The sequence below is a fragment of the Leifsonia sp. PARNA 1/14 genome (assembly GCF_055720965.1).
Genome location: NZ_JBVQSP010000002.1, coordinates 78922 through 94029, shown reverse-complemented (window position 1 = coordinate 94029; position 15108 = coordinate 78922). Strand labels below are relative to the sequence as shown.

Below are 15108 nucleotides of genomic sequence, written 5' to 3'. Positions count from 1 at the left end.
CGCGTCCCCAGTGCCTCGCTGCCGGTGCCTTCCACGCGAGGAGCGCCCGGCGAGGGGCACGTAAACGCCCCTAAAACCCGCCGGAAGGGGCGTTTACGTGCCCCTCGATCGCGAATCGCGCAGAATTGGCTGCGAGATCATGAGCAGACGCAGCGCGGAGGCAGCCCCCTGGTACCGGACGGTGTCCGGCCGCCAGTGGAAGATGTTCGCCGCCTCCTGGATCGGCTACCTGCTCGACGGCTTCGACTTCGTGCTGATCACGCTCGTGCTCACCGACATCAGCACGGAGTTCCACCTCAGCGGTGTGGAGGCCGCCAGCCTGGTCTCCGCCGCGTTCGTCAGCCGCTGGTTCGGTGGCCTCGCCATCGGCGGCCTCGGCGACCGTTACGGACGGCGGGCGGCGATGATCACGAGCATCGTGCTGTTCTCGCTCGGCTCGCTCGGGTGCGCGATCGCGCCCTCCTACGGCGTGCTGTTCGCGGCGCGGCTGGTCATCGGGCTCGGCATGGCAGGCGAGTACGGCGCCAGCTCCACGTACGTCATCGAGGGGTGGCCGCAGCGACTCAAGAACAAGGCCAGCGGATTCCTCATCTCCGGCGCCTCCATCGGCACCGTGCTCGCCGCCCAGGTCTACCGCTTCGTCGTGCCCGAGTTCGGCTGGAGGGCGCTGTTCGCGATCGGGCTCCTGCCGATCGTCGTCGCGCTCTGGCTGCGCCGCAGCCTCCCGGAGCCCGAGGACTGGAAGGAGGCGCGGTGCAGGGAGGACGCGCCGACGCCGCAGGCCGCCCCGAACGTCTTCGGCGTGCTGTTCCTCGGCCGGTTGCGTGTGCTCAACGCGTTCACCGCGGTCGTGGCGATGGTGCTCCTGACCCTCGTCTTCACCGCCCGGCTGCAGGGCGTCGGGGTCGCGTCGGCGGGCGTGGTTCTCGCGGCGGTGTTCGTGTCGTACATCGTGCAGTTCGGCGGTCGCCGCTGGCCCCTCATCGTCATGATCACCGTGACGGTGTGCGCCGCGTTCCTGTACTCGTGGCCGATCCAGGCGCTCCTGCCCACCTACGCGGCGACCGAGCTGCATTACGATCCCGCGCAGATCTCCGGTGTCGTGTTCTTCGCCGGCTTCGGTGCGGCCGTCGGCTGCTGGGTGGCCGGGTTCACCGGCGACTGGCTCGGCACCCGCCGGGCTTACGTCGGCAGCCTGATCGTGTCGCAGTTCCTGATCTTCCCGGTGTTCGCGATCGGAGGCACCCAGCTCGCCGTGCTGGGGCTGCTCCTGTTTCTGCAGCAGGTGTTCGGGCAGGGGATCGCGGGGCTGCTGCCGAAATGGATCGGGGGCTACTTCCCCGCCGAGCAGCGCGCGGCCGCACTCGGGTTCACCTACAACGTGGGTGCGCTCGGCGGCGCGATCGCCCCCGTGCTCGGCGCGTCCATCGCCAGCAGGTTCTCGCTCGGGTTCGCGCTGCCGCTGCTGTCGTTCTCGCTTACGTTCGTGGTCATCGTGCTCATCGGCTTCAACCTCCCCGCCCGCGTGCAGCGCTGGGTGCACCGGGGCGCGTCGCTGCCGACCGACTTCTCCCGCGACGGGATGTTCGGTGTCGGCGACGCGTATCGCGTGACGGGCTCGTCGCCCTCCTAGCCCGCGCGGTACAGATCCGCCTCGAACCGGTAGGCGTCGCCGCGATAGGTGTTCAGCCCGAGCAGCACCGGGCCTCCGCTGCGGTCGTACGCGATCTCGCGGCCGACCAGCACGGGACTGCCCGCCGCGATGTGCAGGAGGCCGGCCAGCTCCGTGGTCGCCGCGTCGGCCTGCACGCTGTACGCGCTGCGGTAGATGTCGACCGCGCAGAGCGTCTGCAGCGATTCGTAGAGCGATGCGTCGGTGAGGTCGGCCTCCACCAGCGCGGGCGCGACCGACACGGGGATGACGTTGGTGTCGACGCAGATCGGCGTCGAGTTCATGCCGCGCAGCCGGACGAGCACCAGCACGTCTGCGCCGGGGGCGATGCCGAGTCGTTCGGCTTCGTCGATCGTCGCCGAGCGGACGCTCTTCTCGAGCACCTGCGCGGTCGGCCGGTGGCCGCGCAGCCGCGCCATCTCGGTGAAGCTCTGGAGGGTGCTCGGCGGTTCGCCGACCGTGGGGCTCGGCACGAACCAGCCGCGCTGGGCGGAGCGGGCGATGCGGCCCTGACGCTCCAGGTCCTCCAGAGCCGTGCGGATGGTGCTCCGGCTGACATGGAGGCTCTCGGCCAGCTGCCGTTCCCCGGGCAGTCGCGTGCCGGGCGGGTACACGCCGTGGTTGAGGGACGTGTTCAGGTCGCGGATGACGCGCTCTGCGATCGTCGGAGTCTTCACAGCAGTGACCATACCAGTTCGACCGTTGGCTGTTAATTCGTTCTCGAATGGACTATCTGGTTTGGTTATGGTTACGGTGGGTTCCGCGCCGGTCGTCGGCGCCATCCCCCTGGGACGAGTTAAAGGAGACTCGCATGAAGAAGAGGCACCTCGCCGGAGCGCTCGCGCTCACCGCTGGACTGGCCCTCGGCCTGACAGCGTGCGCCCCCGGAGGCTCCAGTGCTGCGGGCACCTCGCACGCCGTCTCGAAAGACGTGTCCGGCAAGGCCGTCACCCTCAAGATCCTCGACTTCTGGCAGGGCGAAGAGGGCAAGTGGATGGACGCGGTCGTCAAGGACTTCGAGAAGCAGCATTCGAACATCACCATCAAGCGCACCACGCAGGACTGGGGCCAGGTGATGAACACCCTCAACCTGCGGCTGGCCGACCCCAACGGTCCAGACATCGCGCTCGTCAACAACGGCTGGCAGTCGATGGGCACCCTCGCCAAGGGCGGCCGCATCCTGAACCTGGACGCGTACTCCGACCTGTACGGCTGGAAGAAGGAGATCCCGGACACCATCGCCCGCCAACTGGAGTTCACGCCGGACGGCAAGCAGATGGGCACCGGCTCGCTCTACGCGACCCCCGCCGCGCGCTCGTCGCTGATCGGCCTGTATTACAACAAGTCGATCCTCGACAAGCTCGGTCTCTCCGTTCCGAAGACCCTGGCCGACTTCGAGAAGGACGCCGCTGCGGTCAAGGCCGCCGGAATCACCCCGATCTCGTACGGCTCGCAGGACAAGGGCTCGGCGACCTCCATCCTGTTCGCGACGCAGGACCTGTACGCGTCGTCGAAGTCCATCGGCGACTTCGTCTACTCCAGCGGCGACGTCCCGATCACCTCCACCGGCATCGTCGACGCCGCGAAAGACGTCAAGAAGTGGGCGGACGCCGGCTGGTTCACCCCGAACTATGCGGGCATCCAGTACGCCGACGCGCAGAACGAGTTCATGAGCGGCAAGTCGGCGTTCCGTTTCGAGTACACCGGCTCGCTGGGCTTCTCCGACGCGCAGAAGCAGACGTACGGCTACGTGCAGCTGCCGCAGGTGCAGGGCGACAAGGTGGTCGGCACCGGCTCCACCGCCGCCAACCTGTCCATCTCGGCCAAGTCGAAGAACCCGGATGCCGCTGCGGCCTTCCTCGATTTCATGGCGTCCAAGACGGCTGCACAGCAGGCGGTCGACCACGGCTTCCTCCCGCTGCTGCACTCCGACGTGACCGTGCCAGGAGGCAACCCGGAGCTGGCGAGCGAGATCGCTGCGCAGCAGACGCTCGACAAGGGCAACGGCTACGTGCCGTACTTCGACTGGTCGACCCCGACGATGATCGACACCATCGGCGGCCAGCTGCAGCAGCTCTACGCCGGCCAGGTGACGCCGGACCAGCTCGCGGCGGCCGGGCAGAAGGACTACGACGCCTTCCAGGCCCAGCGGAAGGGCTGACGGGATGACCTCGTCCCAGGTGGTGCAGCGGCCGGCGACCCCGGCCGCTGCGCCCGAGGCCGCCGGCCGGGGCCGCGTCAAGCAGCCGCGCGCCCCGCGGCGCACGCTGTCGCCCCGGGCGCGCCGTCGCCGCTGGCTCGGGCTGGCGTTCGCCGCCCCTGCCCTCCTGTTCTACGGCTTCGTGGTGATCGTCCCGATCCTGCAGAGCGTCAACTACTCCTTCTACAGCTGGGACGGCGTGAGCGCGGCCCGCTGGGTGGGCGTGAACAACTACGTCTCGTTCTTCACCGACCCGGCGCTGCTGGAGTCGCTCTGGCACGTGCTCGTGCTGGTCGTGTTCTTCGCCCTCCTGCCGATCGCGCTCGGGCTGCTCTCGGCCGCGCTGCTCGGCCGCGGGAAGCTCCGCGGAGGCGGCGTCTACCGCTGGCTGCTCTTCCTCCCGCAGGTGCTGACCAGCGTGGTCGTCGCCGTGATCTGGAAGCGCATCTACGGACCGGACGGCCCGCTCAACAGCGCACTGCGCGCAGTGGGGCTGGGCGACCTGGCCAAGAACTGGCTGGGCGATTTCACCTGGGCGCTGCCTGCGCTCGGCGTGATCGGCACCTGGACGGCCCTCGGCCTCTGCATGGTGCTGTTCGTCGCCGGCGTCGCGGCCATCCCGACCGAGCTCTACGAGCAGGCCCGCATCGACGGCGCCGGTCCGATCCGCGAGTTCTTCTCGATCACCCTCCCGAGCCTCAAGGGCCAGGTGGCGGTCGCGCTGACACTGACGGTGACGGGGGCGCTCCGGGCCTTCGACCTGGTGTGGATCACCACCCAAGGCGGTCCGGGGACCTCCACGACCACGCCGGCCCTGCTGCTGTACCGCAAGGCGTTCCTCAACCCGGACGTCGGCATGGCCGCGGCCATCGGCATCATCCTCGCGGTCGTCTGCCTCGGCGTCGCACTCATCATCACCCGGCTCTCCGAGGAGAAGGACGCATGATCTCGCGCACCGAGCGCCTCCTCAACCACACCATCCTGGCCTTCGTCACGATCCTCGTGCTGTTCCCGGTGGTCTGGTTCCTGTTCACCGCGCTCAGCCCGAGCCGCAGCGGTCAGCTCGACCTGCTCAACCCGCACTTCGACAACTTCGTCACCGCGTGGAACGAGGGCGGCTTCGGGACGGCCATGCTCGCGTCGGCGGTCATCACGGTCGGGGCGGTCCTCGGCCAGACGGTGCTGGCCGTCCTCTCCGGGTTCGCGTTCGGCGTGCTCGGGGTGGCCGGTCAGAAGGTCATCTTCCCGCTGATCCTGTTCGGGCTGATGATCTCGGCCGAGGTCTTCATCATCCCGCTGTACTACACCTTCCAGTCGCTCGGGCTGACGAACTCGTGGCTCGGCCTGATCATCATCCAGATCGGCATGGGCGTGCCGTTCGGCGCGTTCTGGATGCGCGCGACCTTCCGCGCGGTGCCTCCGTCGCTGATCGAGGCGGCCGAGATGGACGGCGCGCGCAGCTGGCGCGTGCTCTTCCAGATCCTTTTGCCGATCTCCCGCCCGGCGGTGCTCACACTCGCGCTGCTGTCGTTCATGTGGACCTGGAACGACTTCTTCCTCTCGCTGGTCTTCATCGCCGACCCGTCGATCCAGCCCGCGACCCTCGCCCTCGGCGTCTTCCAGGGCCAGCACACGCTCGACGTCAACCTGCTCGCCGCGGGCTCCCTGATCGTCGCGCTGCCGGTGCTGATCCTCTACGCGTTCTTCCAGCGTCACTTCATCCGGGGCGTGCTCAACGGCGCACTCAAAGAGTGACACCGCCCCCGCCGACCTTTCTCGCACCACCAGAAGCACCGTAAGGAGTCACCCATGCGCATCGCGCCCGAAATCCTCGACACGGCCGACGACGTCGGGCGGGAGGCCGCAGCGGAGATCGCTGCCGCGATCACCGAGTCGGCGGCGGAAGGACGCACGTTCATCCTCGGCTGCCCGAGCGGGCGCAGCCCGATCGCCACCTACGCCCACCTCGCCGCGCTCGTCGCCGAGAGCGACCTCGACCTCAGCCGTGTCGTCGTCGCGCTGATGGACGAGTACGTGGAGGAGGCCGCCGACGGTTTCCGCGCGATCGACCCAGACCTCCCGCACAGCTGCGTCGGCTTCGGGAGGCGCGAGATCCTCAGCCTCCTGAACGCCGCCGCGACGCCGGAGCACCGGATCCCGGAGGAGAACCTCTGGTATCCGGATGCCGCCGCTCCGGCCGGCCAGTACGACCGCGCGCTCGCCGCCGCCGGCGGGATCGACGTCTTTTTGCTCGCCTCCGGCGCGTCGGACGGGCACGTCGCGTTGAACCCAGTGGGCGCCGGCGCCGACACCGTGACGCGGGTCGTGCCGCTGGGCGAGGACACCCGCCGTGACAACCTGGGCACCTTCCCGACACTGCGCAGCCTCGACGAGGCGCCCCGGTTCGGCGTGACCGTCGGCATCGCGACGATCCGCGAACTCTCACGCTCCGCACTCATGGTCGTCACCGGCGAGCACAAGCGCGAGACCGTGCAGCGCCTCGCGGCGGCCGATGCCTACGAGCCCGACTGGCCCGCGACCGTCCTCTCCGAATGCTCCGACGCGCGCTTCCTCGTCGACCGCAGCGCCGCGGCGCTCCTCCAGACCACCCGCTGACCAGACCATTCGCTGAGCCCAGCCGGACCCCGACCAGAAAGGCAACACCCACACCCATGGCTTCCATCAAGCTCGTCTACATCGGCGGAGGATCGTCCCGCGGCGCCGGGACCATAGCGTCCATCCTCGAACACGGTGAGGAGTTCGACGGCTCCGAGATCGTGATCCAGGACGTCGACCCCGCCCGTCTGAAGGCCGTCGAGACGATCGGCACCAAGATCGCGCAGGCGAAGGGGCTGGACATCCGCATCACCTCCACCACCGACCGCCGTGCGGCGCTGGCGGACGCCGACGCCGTGCTCTCGAGCTTCCGTCCGGGCAACTTCGCGGCTCGCGCGCTCGACGAGCGCATCCCGCTGAAGCACGGCGTGATCGGCCAGGAGACGCAGGGACCGGGCGGGTTCTTCATGTCGCTGCGGTCCATCCATATCTACGAGGACATCATCCGCGACCTCGACGCCGTAGCGCCGAACGCGATCCTCTTCAACTACACCAACCCGGTCAACATCGTCTCGCAGGCGGTCACCCGGTTCACCGACCGCACGATCTGGTCGATGTGCGAGGGGCCCATCGTCTTCCCGAAGACCGTGCTGCGGGCGGCGCGTCTCGACCCGGAGCGGGCGAACGTGGTCATGGCCGGCGTCAACCACAACTGCTGGTCCACCGAGCACACCTACGACGGGCAGGACCTGATGCCGCTCCTCGACGCCGCATGGGAGGCCCGCAAGGACGACCCGGCGCTCAGCACCCTCGAGAAGCGCATGCTGCAGCTGGCCGTCACCATGCGCTCGGTGCCGGCGGACTACTTCCAGTACTACTACTTCCGCGAGGAGATCCTGCGGGAGCTGCAGGGTGCGCGGACGACCCGTGCCGAGGACCTGCTCGCGGCGCTCCCCGGTTATTGGGAGCACTACGACGAGCAGTCGCAGGCGGCGGTCCCCGAGCTGGACCCGCGCCGTTCGCGGGGCGGCATCCACGAGCTCGAACTGGCGATCGACGTGATGAGCGCGTACTACAACGACGCTCCTGCCCGGCTTCCCGTGAACCTCCCGAACACCGGCGGAGTGCTGCCCGGCTTCGACGAGGATGTCGTCGTGGAGATGTGGTGCGATGTCGACGGCAGCGGTGTGACCCCGCTGCCGCAGAAGCCGCTGCCGCACGCGGTCCGCGGGCTCGTGCAGCAGCTCGCCGAATACCAGTACCTCGCGGCGGAGGCCGCCTGGAAGGGCACGCGGGCCGACGGAGTACGGGCGCTCGCCGCCAACCCGATGGTGCCCACCCTCCGGGTCGCGGAGGAGCTCTACGACGAGATGGCGTACGCGCACCGCGCGTACCTGCCCGAGCGGCTGCTGCGCTGAGCATGGCGGAGCGTGCGGAGTCGGGTCCGCTGTTCCTCGCCGTCGACGCAGGCAACTCCAAGACGGTCGCCCTCGTCGTCGACGGCGAGGGCACCGTCCTCGGGCGGGGCCGGGGCGGACGCGGCGACATCTACGGAGCGGCCAGCATCGAGGTCGCCGAGCAGGCGGTGTTCGGCGCCACGGCCTCCGCACTGGAGGAGGCCGGAGCGACAGCCGCCGACGTCCGGTCGGCGGCCTTCCGCCTGGCCGGTGTGGACTATCCGGAGGACGCCGTCTTCTGGGACGAGCGGATCACGGACCGGATGCCGGGGCTCGGCAGGTGGAGCGTCAAGAACGACGGCTTCGCGTCGCTGCGCCTGATCGACGGCAGCGGTGTAGGGGTGTCGATCACGGTCGGCACCGGACCGGCGGTCGCCGCCCGCTCCGCCGACGGCCGCGAGCAGTGCTCGGGCTGGTACGTGTTCGACGACCTCGGCGGGCAGGGCCTCGGCAACAGCGCGATGAAGGCGGCATGCCGCGAATGGATGGGCATGGGACCCGCCACGCGGCTCACCGAGGTGCTGTGCGCGCACTACGGCGTCGCCGACGCGGGCGAGCTGCGGCACGTGTTCACCCGGCGCTTCGGCGCGCTGCCCGGCATCGACCTCTGGCAGGCCTCCCGGCTCGTCCTCGCGCTCGCCGGCGAGGGCGACGCGGTCGCGCGGGCCATCATCGACCAACAGGCGACCGCGTTCGTCGGGTACGCCGAGTGGTGCGCGCGAAGCGTCGGCGCGGACTTCGCCGCGGGGGAGCTGCCGGTGCTCCTCAACGGGTCGGTCGCCACCTCCGAGCACCCGGCGATGCGCGACGCGATCGTCGCGCAGCTTGCCCGGGTCGCGCCGGGCACTCGCGTCACGGTGGCGAACGCCTCCCCGCTGCACGGCGTCGTGCTGGACGCGCTCGCCGAGGGCGGTGTGGAGGTCACGCCCGCGCTCATGGCGCGCATCCGGCACGAGCACCCCGAGGAATTCCTCGCCACCTGACCCGTTTCGATCTGCACTCCTTTCTGAAAGGCTCCATCCCCATGCATGTCCCGCCGTTCGCCGTGGACGACGTCCTCGCCGCTCTGACCCTGGACGAGAAGGCATCGCTGCTCTCGGGCGTCGACGACTGGTTCACGCAGACGATCGACAGGCCGGGCCTGCCCGCGCCCGTGCCGGCGATCGAGGTCGGCGACGGCCCGCACGGGCTCCGCAAGGAGACCGGGGTGGACATGGTCTGGGTCCCCGCCACCGGGTTCCCGACCGCGTCCGCGATGGGAGCCTCCTGGGATCGCGACCTGACGCGGCGCGTCGCGGCCGCGATCGGGGAGGAAGCGCGCGCGGAGGGCGTGCAGGTCGTGCTCGGCCCGGGCGTGAACATGAAGCGCTCGCCGCTGTGCGGACGCAACTTCGAGTACTTCGCCGAGGATCCGCTCCTTGCGGGCGAGCTCGGCGCCGCCTACGTCGATGGCCTGCAATCGACGGGCGTCGGGGCATCGCTCAAACACTTCGCGGCCAATAATCAGGAGATCGAGCGCACCCGGATCTCGGTCGTCGCGGACGAGCGCACCCTGCGCGAGATCTACCTCCCGGCTTTCGAGCGCGTCGTGAAGAAGGCGGCTCCGTGGACGGTGATGTGCTCGTACAACCGCCTCCTCGGCGTGCACGCGTCGCAGAACCGCTGGTTGCTGACCGAGGTGCTCCGCGACGATTGGGGCTATGAGGGTGCGGTGGTCTCCGACTGGGACGCCGTGCACGACCGCGTCGCCGCGCTCCGCGCGGGCCTCGACCTCGAGATGCCGGGCACAGCGGGTCGGACTGTCGCGGAGGTGGTGGAGGCCGTGCGCTCGGGCGAACTCGACGAGTCGGTCGTCGACGCCGCCGCCCGCCGTGTCCTGGCGCTCGTCGCGCGCGCCTATCCCGGAGCGGACGCAGTGGACGGGCCGGTCATGCGCCTCGGCCACGCCGCCGGGGACCGCCTCACGGCCGAGCAGCTCGGCCTGCTTCGCGCGGACGAGCACCACGCCCTGGCGCGGGAGGCCGCGGCCGCCTGCCTCACGCTGCTGCGCAACGAGCTGGCACCGGCCGACGGCGCTCGCGTCCTTCCGCTGGCGGAGACCGGAGGCACGATCGCGGTCATCGGCGCGTTCGCCGAGCACGCGAGGATCCAGGGAGGCGGCTCTTCGGGCGTCGACGCGACAAAGGTCGATGTGCCGCTCGACGCCATCCGGGAGATCGCCGGGGACCGCGTCGTGTACGCGCCGGGCTACATCGACCTCCCGCGGAACACCTACCAGGACGACGACCTCGCCGTGCTGAGCGCGCACGGGATCACGACGGACACGGACCGCCCGCCCGTGTCTCGGCACTCGGAGTACCTCCACGAAGAGCTTCGGCTCGCCGAGTCGGTGCAGCGCCTGCGTCAGGGCCCGCTCTCCGATGCGGCGGTCCGGCTGATCGACGCGGCGGTGGCGTCGGCGGAGGGAGCGGAGACGATCGTCGTCTTCGCCGGCCTCCCGCTCTCGCACGAGCAGGAGGCGAACGACCGCGACACGCTCGCCCTGCCCGCGGACCAGGTCGCGCTGATCGCAGCTCTCGCCGACCTCCGGGAACGGACCGGAGCCTCCCTCACCGTCGTACTGTCGAACGGGTCGCCCGTGACGATGGACCCGTGGCACGACCGCGTCGACGGCATCCTCGAAGCATGGCTGGGCGGCCAGGGCGTCGGCACGGCGATCGCGGACGCACTCTTCGGGCGCACCAACCCGTCCGGGCGTCTCGCCGAGACCTTCCCTCGGGCACTCGAGGACACCCCCGGATTCCCGAACTGGACGGGCGAACGCGGCACCGTGCTCTACGGCGAGGGTGTCTTCATCGGCTACCGCTGGTATGACGCGCTCCGACGCACGGTGCGCTATCCCTTCGGGCACGGGCTCTCGTACACGCAGTTCGCGTACAGCGACCTCGAGGTCTCCGTCGTCGACGCTGCGGCGGCCCGCGTGAGCGTCTCCTGCATCGTCACGAACGTGGGCGCGGTCGCGGGAGCCGAGATCGTACAGCTGTACGTCGGCGATCCGGACGCCGAGGTGCGGCGGCCCGTCCGCGAGCTGCGCGGTTTCGAGAAGATCCCGCTCGCCGCAGGGGCGTCGGCTTCGGTGGCCTTCGAGCTCGAAAGCCGTGACTTCGCCTACTGGGACTCGGCCGCAGTGCGTGCCGACGGTCGTCCGGGTCTCTGGCGGCGGGAAGGCGGGGCGTTCACGATCGAGCTCGGCGCGTCGTCGCGCGACCTCCGCCTCAGCGCGACCATCGACCTGCCGGACGACGCCACGATCCCACCGCTCGTCCGCGACGCCGACCTGCGCGAGGCCGCGGCGTCGCGGTTCGTCGACGGGCACGCGGGCTGAGGCCAGGGCCGGGTCGACGGGGCTCGTTCTAGCCCGGCTCCTCCTCCGACTCCAGCGTCTCGTCCGCGTCGACGAAGTCGTCGTCGGTCTCGGTGGCCTCCACCGCCTCCGCCGCCTGCGCGCGGGCCTCGGCGTCGGCCTCCCGCTGTCGCTTCTCTCTGCTCATATCCCCAGTCTCACCCTCCGGCACGCTTGCGCCTAGGTTGGAGTCGTGGATGCGCAGACGACCCCCGATGCCTACTTCGTTCCCCTCGGCGGCGGGAGGTACGCCCCGACCCGGCACGCCGGCGGCGCCTGGGCCGACGACGAGATGCATTTCAGTCCGCTGGGCGGGCTGATCACGCACGAGATCCTGCGCTTCGCCGCGAACCCCGAGGGGCCGGCGCTGCAGCTCGCGCGGATCAGCTTCGACATCCTGGGCTTCCTCGCGCTCGACGAGGTGGAGGTCGCGGTCGAGAAAGTCCGGCCGGGCCGCACCATCGAGCTCGTGGAGGCGACTGTCGTCATCCACGGGCGCACGGCGGTGCGGGCACGGGCCTGGCTGCTCTCGGCCTTCGACACCGCGGAGGTCGCCGGCGGCGCTCCCGAGCCGCTGCCCGCGCCGGAGGACGCGATGCCGTGGTCGATGACCGACGACTGGATCGGCGGCTATGTGGCCTCCCTCGACACGCGAGCGGTGCAGCCTCCGCAGGCGGGGCGCGGGATCGCGTGGCTGTCGTCGAAGTGCGTCCTCGTCGAGGGCGAGGAGATCGACCCCGTCGCCGCCTGGATCACCCTCGTCGACACCGCCAACGGCGTCGCCGTGCGCGAGCACCCGACCCGCTGGATGTTCCCGAACGTCGATCTGACCATCCACCTGCACCGCGCGCCGAGCGGAGGCTGGCTCGGCCTCGACACGGAGGTCGTGTTCGGCGCGACCGGCCTCGGCGTCACCCACTCGGTCCTCCACGACCGCGACGGCGCCGTCGGCTTCGCCGAGCAGGCGCTGACGGTGCGGAGGCTGACCGAGTAGCGCGGTCGCGGTCGATAATCGGGTATTGACGACTCACTTGTTTTTTGCAAGTATGGGCTTCATCAACCCACCAGAACAAGGGAGCCCACGATGGCCGCGATTATGTTCGTCAACCTGCCGGTGACCGACCTGGAACGCGCGAAGGCGTTCTACACGGCGGTCGGTTTCACCATCAACCCGCTCTTCACCGACCACAACGCCGCCTGCGTCGTCGTCGACGAAGACCACAACTACTTCATGATCGTCACGCGCGAGTTCTTCTCGACGTTCTCCGACCGCCCGGTCGGCGAACCCTCCGAGACCGTGTCGGCGTCGACCTCGATCATGCTCGACAGCCGCGAGATCGTCGACAAGACGATCGCCGCCGGAACCGCCGCGGGCGGTGTCGAGGAGCGCCCCGCCGCCGACTACGGCTTCATGTACCAGCGCCAGCTGGCCGACCCCGACGGCAACATCCTCGAGTTCGGCTGGATGGACCCGGTCGCCGCGCAGCAGGGCCCCGAGGCCTACATGAACCAGCAGGCCTGAGGCCGATGGTCGCGCGCGACTACGGCCAGTACGACGGCATCACGCGCGGCCTGGAGCTGGTGGGGGAGCGCTGGGCCCTGCTCATCGTCCGTGACCTGCTCGTCGGGCCGCGCCGCTACGGAGAGCTCGCGGCGGGACTTCCCCGCATCCCGAGCAACATCCTGGCGGCGCGGCTCAAGGAGCTGCAGGCGGCCGGCATCATCCGCCGGGCGCCGCGCTCCCGCATCATCCTCTACGAGCTGACGCCGTACGGCCGCGAGCTCGAGCCGATCGTGCTCGCGCTCGGAGCCTGGGGGTTCAAGGCGATGGAGGATCCGCGTGACGAGCAGATCGTCACGCCGGACTCGATGGCGATCTCGCTGCGCACCGCGTTCCAGCCGCAGGTCGCGGCCGCCCTGCCGTCGACCGCGTACGGCGCGCGGTTCGGGGAGGGCGGCCTCCTCATCCGCGTGGACGGCCCGACGCTCGCGGTCACCCGTGGCGACGGACCGGTCGACCTCGCGTTCGCGAGCGGCCCCGGCCTCCATCGGCTCATCTCGGGCGAGCTCGCACCCGCGCACGCGATCGAGACGGGCGTCGTGGAGGTGCTCCGCGGCCCCGGCGACCTCCTGTCGCGGTTCGCGAGCACCTTCCACCTCGCCGCCTGACGCGCCCCTCGGCGACAGCTCAGGGGAGGATGCGGAAGTCGACCAGCAGGTAGCCGGTCGCGGAGGTGACGTTCCTGACCGTCTCCAGCCGCATCGGCGGGAGGTCGTCGAGCAGTCGGCGGCCGCCGCCGACGATCCGCGGCGCGATCACGAGCCGAAGCTCGTCGACGACGCCGGCCGCCAGCAGAGTCCGCGCGACCGAGATGCTCGCGTGCACGCCGATGTCGCCGCCGTCACCCTCCTTCAGGCGCCGCGCGAACCCGACAGGGTCGCCCTCGACCGCTCCGGCGTTCGCCCACTCCGCGTCGAGCGGCGACGAGGTCACCACGTGCTTCTCGACACCGTTGATGAACGTCGCGAACGGCTCGATCGTGCTCGTCGGCCAGAACCGCGACCACTCGTCGTAGCTGCGCCGCCCGAGGATCACGGCGTCCTGCGACGCGATCACGGCGCCGAGCTCGGCGTCCATCGCGTCGTCCCAGTCGGCGATGAACTCGTCCGGGTCTTCGGCCACCCCGTCGAGCGAGAGCAGCTCGTACACCACGATCTTGCGCATGCGTGGCACCTCCTGCGACCTCACGTTAGTCCGCTGTGGAGAACGCTCCGCGGGAGCCTCCCTGTACAGACGAGGAGACGCGCCCGCCGATCTCCTCTCAGGTGGTGCCTCAGAGGAGATCGCGGGCGCGTCGCGCGCAGGATTCCGCTAGGAGAGCAGCTTCCAGGCGCTGTTCTTCGTGCCGGGCGCGGTGCCGGCCGAGTACCACTGGGCCTGGTACGTGTGGCCCTGGTAGGTGACCTTCTCGCCGCCGTTGTAGACGGTGGCGCTGCTCCACGCCGGGATGCCGCCCGGCGTGGTCGGGGCGACGATCTCGCTCCACGGGCCGCCGACGCCGCCGGGGGCGGTGCCGCGGGTGTACCAGAGGGCCTTGAAGGTCCGGCCCTGGTAGATGACGACGTCACCGGTGTTGAACGGGCGGGTGACGGTCCAGAGCGTCTGCCCGTCCGCGGTGGTCGCGAGCTCCGACCAGGCGCCGTTCTTCTGCGAACCCGGGGTCTCGCCCGAGGTGTACCAGAGGGCCTGGAACACCGAGCCGTTGAAGCTCACCTTGTCGCCGTTGAAGTAGACCTTCTTCTTGTCCCACGCGTCCGGCTTCGGAACACCCTGGCCTCCGAGCTGGAGGTCGCAGGAGATCCGCCCGCTGTAGAGGGCGTGGCCCTCGGTCGCGCTACCCGCTCCGGTGCCGTACACGCCGTCGTCGGACCAGACGGCCTCCTTCGTGCCGTCGATGCAGGTCGAGTTCGGCGCGAGGGCGAAGCCCTCCAGGTTGTCGACCGGGAGGCCGGCCGGCTTGGCGTAGGCGACGTCCGGGATGATCGCGCCGGTCGTGCTCACCTTCAGCACCGTCGAGACGACGCCGCAGGTGTTGTCGCACAGCGCCCAGATGCGCTGGGTGTCGGCGTTGAACTGCACGTCCATGACGTGGCCCATGCCGGTGTCGACCACGGCCACGCGGTGGAACGAGTGGTCGCTGTCGAGGGCGTAGGCATACAGCTTGCCGTCGTTCTCGAGCGCCGCGAAGTAGAGGCCGGTTCCGTGCTGCGGGTAGTCGGCCGGCTTGTACGTCGCGCCGGTGGACTGGTCGACGAACCC

At 70.1% G+C, this 15108-nt stretch carries 15 protein-coding genes; 11 read left to right on the top strand and 4 right to left on the bottom strand.

Annotated features, from left to right (window positions below):
* Nucleotides 1–139: 139 nt before the first annotated feature.
* Nucleotides 140–1633, top strand: coding sequence for a sialate:H+ symport family MFS transporter (locus AC0HS0_RS05465; protein ID WP_472962288.1), 1494 nt, complete (start codon nt 140–142; stop codon nt 1631–1633).
* Here the strand turns inward: AC0HS0_RS05465 and AC0HS0_RS05460 are convergent.
* Entirely contained in the window at nt 1630–2349 is a 720-nt protein-coding gene (locus AC0HS0_RS05460; RefSeq protein WP_472962286.1) for a GntR family transcriptional regulator, read from the bottom strand. The genes AC0HS0_RS05465 and AC0HS0_RS05460 overlap by 4 nt on opposite strands.
* Nucleotides 2350–2483: 134 nt before the next feature.
* Between AC0HS0_RS05460 and AC0HS0_RS05455 the strand changes: the two genes are divergently transcribed.
* The 7 genes from AC0HS0_RS05455 to AC0HS0_RS05425 are packed head-to-tail and all read left to right on the top strand — an operon-like array spanning nt 2484 to nt 11270.
* Complete coding sequence (locus AC0HS0_RS05455; protein WP_472962284.1) at nt 2484–3833, top strand: ABC transporter substrate-binding protein; 1350 nt, start codon at nt 2484–2486, stop codon at nt 3831–3833.
* A gap of 4 nt (nt 3834–3837) precedes the next feature.
* Nucleotides 3838–4818: a carbohydrate ABC transporter permease gene (locus AC0HS0_RS05450; protein WP_472962283.1), complete on the top strand. Its 981-nt coding sequence runs from the start codon at nt 3838–3840 to the stop codon at nt 4816–4818.
* Nucleotides 4815–5627 (top strand): carbohydrate ABC transporter permease, encoded by an 813-nt coding sequence (locus AC0HS0_RS05445; RefSeq protein WP_472962282.1) that lies wholly within the window; start codon nt 4815–4817, stop codon nt 5625–5627. Before AC0HS0_RS05450 ends, AC0HS0_RS05445 begins: the two co-directional genes overlap by 4 nt.
* 54 nt (nt 5628–5681) lie before the next feature.
* Complete coding sequence (locus tag AC0HS0_RS05440; protein ID WP_472962280.1) at nt 5682–6488, top strand: 6-phosphogluconolactonase; 807 nt, start codon at nt 5682–5684, stop codon at nt 6486–6488.
* 56 nt (nt 6489–6544) lie between these two features.
* Nucleotides 6545–7846 carry a family 4 glycosyl hydrolase gene (locus tag AC0HS0_RS05435; protein WP_472962278.1) on the top strand — a complete coding sequence of 434 codons (1302 nt, stop codon included), beginning with the start codon at nt 6545–6547 and terminating at the stop codon, nt 7844–7846.
* Nucleotides 7847–7848: 2 nt separating this feature from the next.
* Nucleotides 7849–8868 (top strand): N-acetylglucosamine kinase, encoded by a 1020-nt coding sequence (locus AC0HS0_RS05430; RefSeq protein ID WP_472962276.1) that lies wholly within the window; start codon nt 7849–7851, stop codon nt 8866–8868.
* A gap of 41 nt (nt 8869–8909) precedes the next feature.
* Entirely contained in the window at nt 8910–11270 is a 2361-nt protein-coding gene (locus tag AC0HS0_RS05425; protein ID WP_472962275.1) for a beta-glucosidase, read from the top strand.
* 28 nt (nt 11271–11298) lie between these two features.
* On the opposite strand, the gene AC0HS0_RS05420 is transcribed toward AC0HS0_RS05425, so the two are convergent.
* Nucleotides 11299–11436 (bottom strand): hypothetical protein, encoded by a 138-nt coding sequence (locus tag AC0HS0_RS05420; protein WP_472962272.1) that lies wholly within the window; start codon nt 11434–11436, stop codon nt 11299–11301.
* A 45-nt stretch (nt 11437–11481) separates the two neighbouring features.
* Between AC0HS0_RS05420 and AC0HS0_RS05415 the strand changes: the two genes are divergently transcribed.
* The 3 genes from AC0HS0_RS05415 to AC0HS0_RS05405 all read left to right on the top strand — a co-directional run bounded on the left by AC0HS0_RS05415 (nt 11482) and on the right by AC0HS0_RS05405 (nt 13457).
* Nucleotides 11482–12282, top strand: coding sequence for a thioesterase family protein (locus AC0HS0_RS05415; protein WP_472962271.1), 801 nt, complete (start codon nt 11482–11484; stop codon nt 12280–12282).
* Nucleotides 12283–12372: 90 nt separating this feature from the next.
* Nucleotides 12373–12810, top strand: coding sequence for a VOC family protein (locus AC0HS0_RS05410; RefSeq protein WP_472962270.1), 438 nt, complete (start codon nt 12373–12375; stop codon nt 12808–12810).
* A gap of 5 nt (nt 12811–12815) precedes the next feature.
* Nucleotides 12816–13457 carry a winged helix-turn-helix transcriptional regulator gene (locus tag AC0HS0_RS05405; protein WP_472962269.1) on the top strand — a complete coding sequence of 214 codons (642 nt, stop codon included), beginning with the start codon at nt 12816–12818 and terminating at the stop codon, nt 13455–13457.
* 19 nt (nt 13458–13476) lie between these two features.
* Here AC0HS0_RS05405 and AC0HS0_RS05400 read toward each other — a convergent pair whose 3' ends face one another.
* Together AC0HS0_RS05400 and AC0HS0_RS05395 are read right to left on the bottom strand one after the other, a co-directional pair.
* Complete coding sequence (locus tag AC0HS0_RS05400; protein ID WP_472962267.1) at nt 13477–14013, bottom strand: dihydrofolate reductase family protein; 537 nt, start codon at nt 14011–14013, stop codon at nt 13477–13479.
* Between the two features lie 147 nt (nt 14014–14160).
* Nucleotides 14161–15108 (bottom strand): carbohydrate-binding protein (locus AC0HS0_RS05395; protein ID WP_472962265.1); only part of this gene is annotated, 948 nt, incomplete at its 5' end.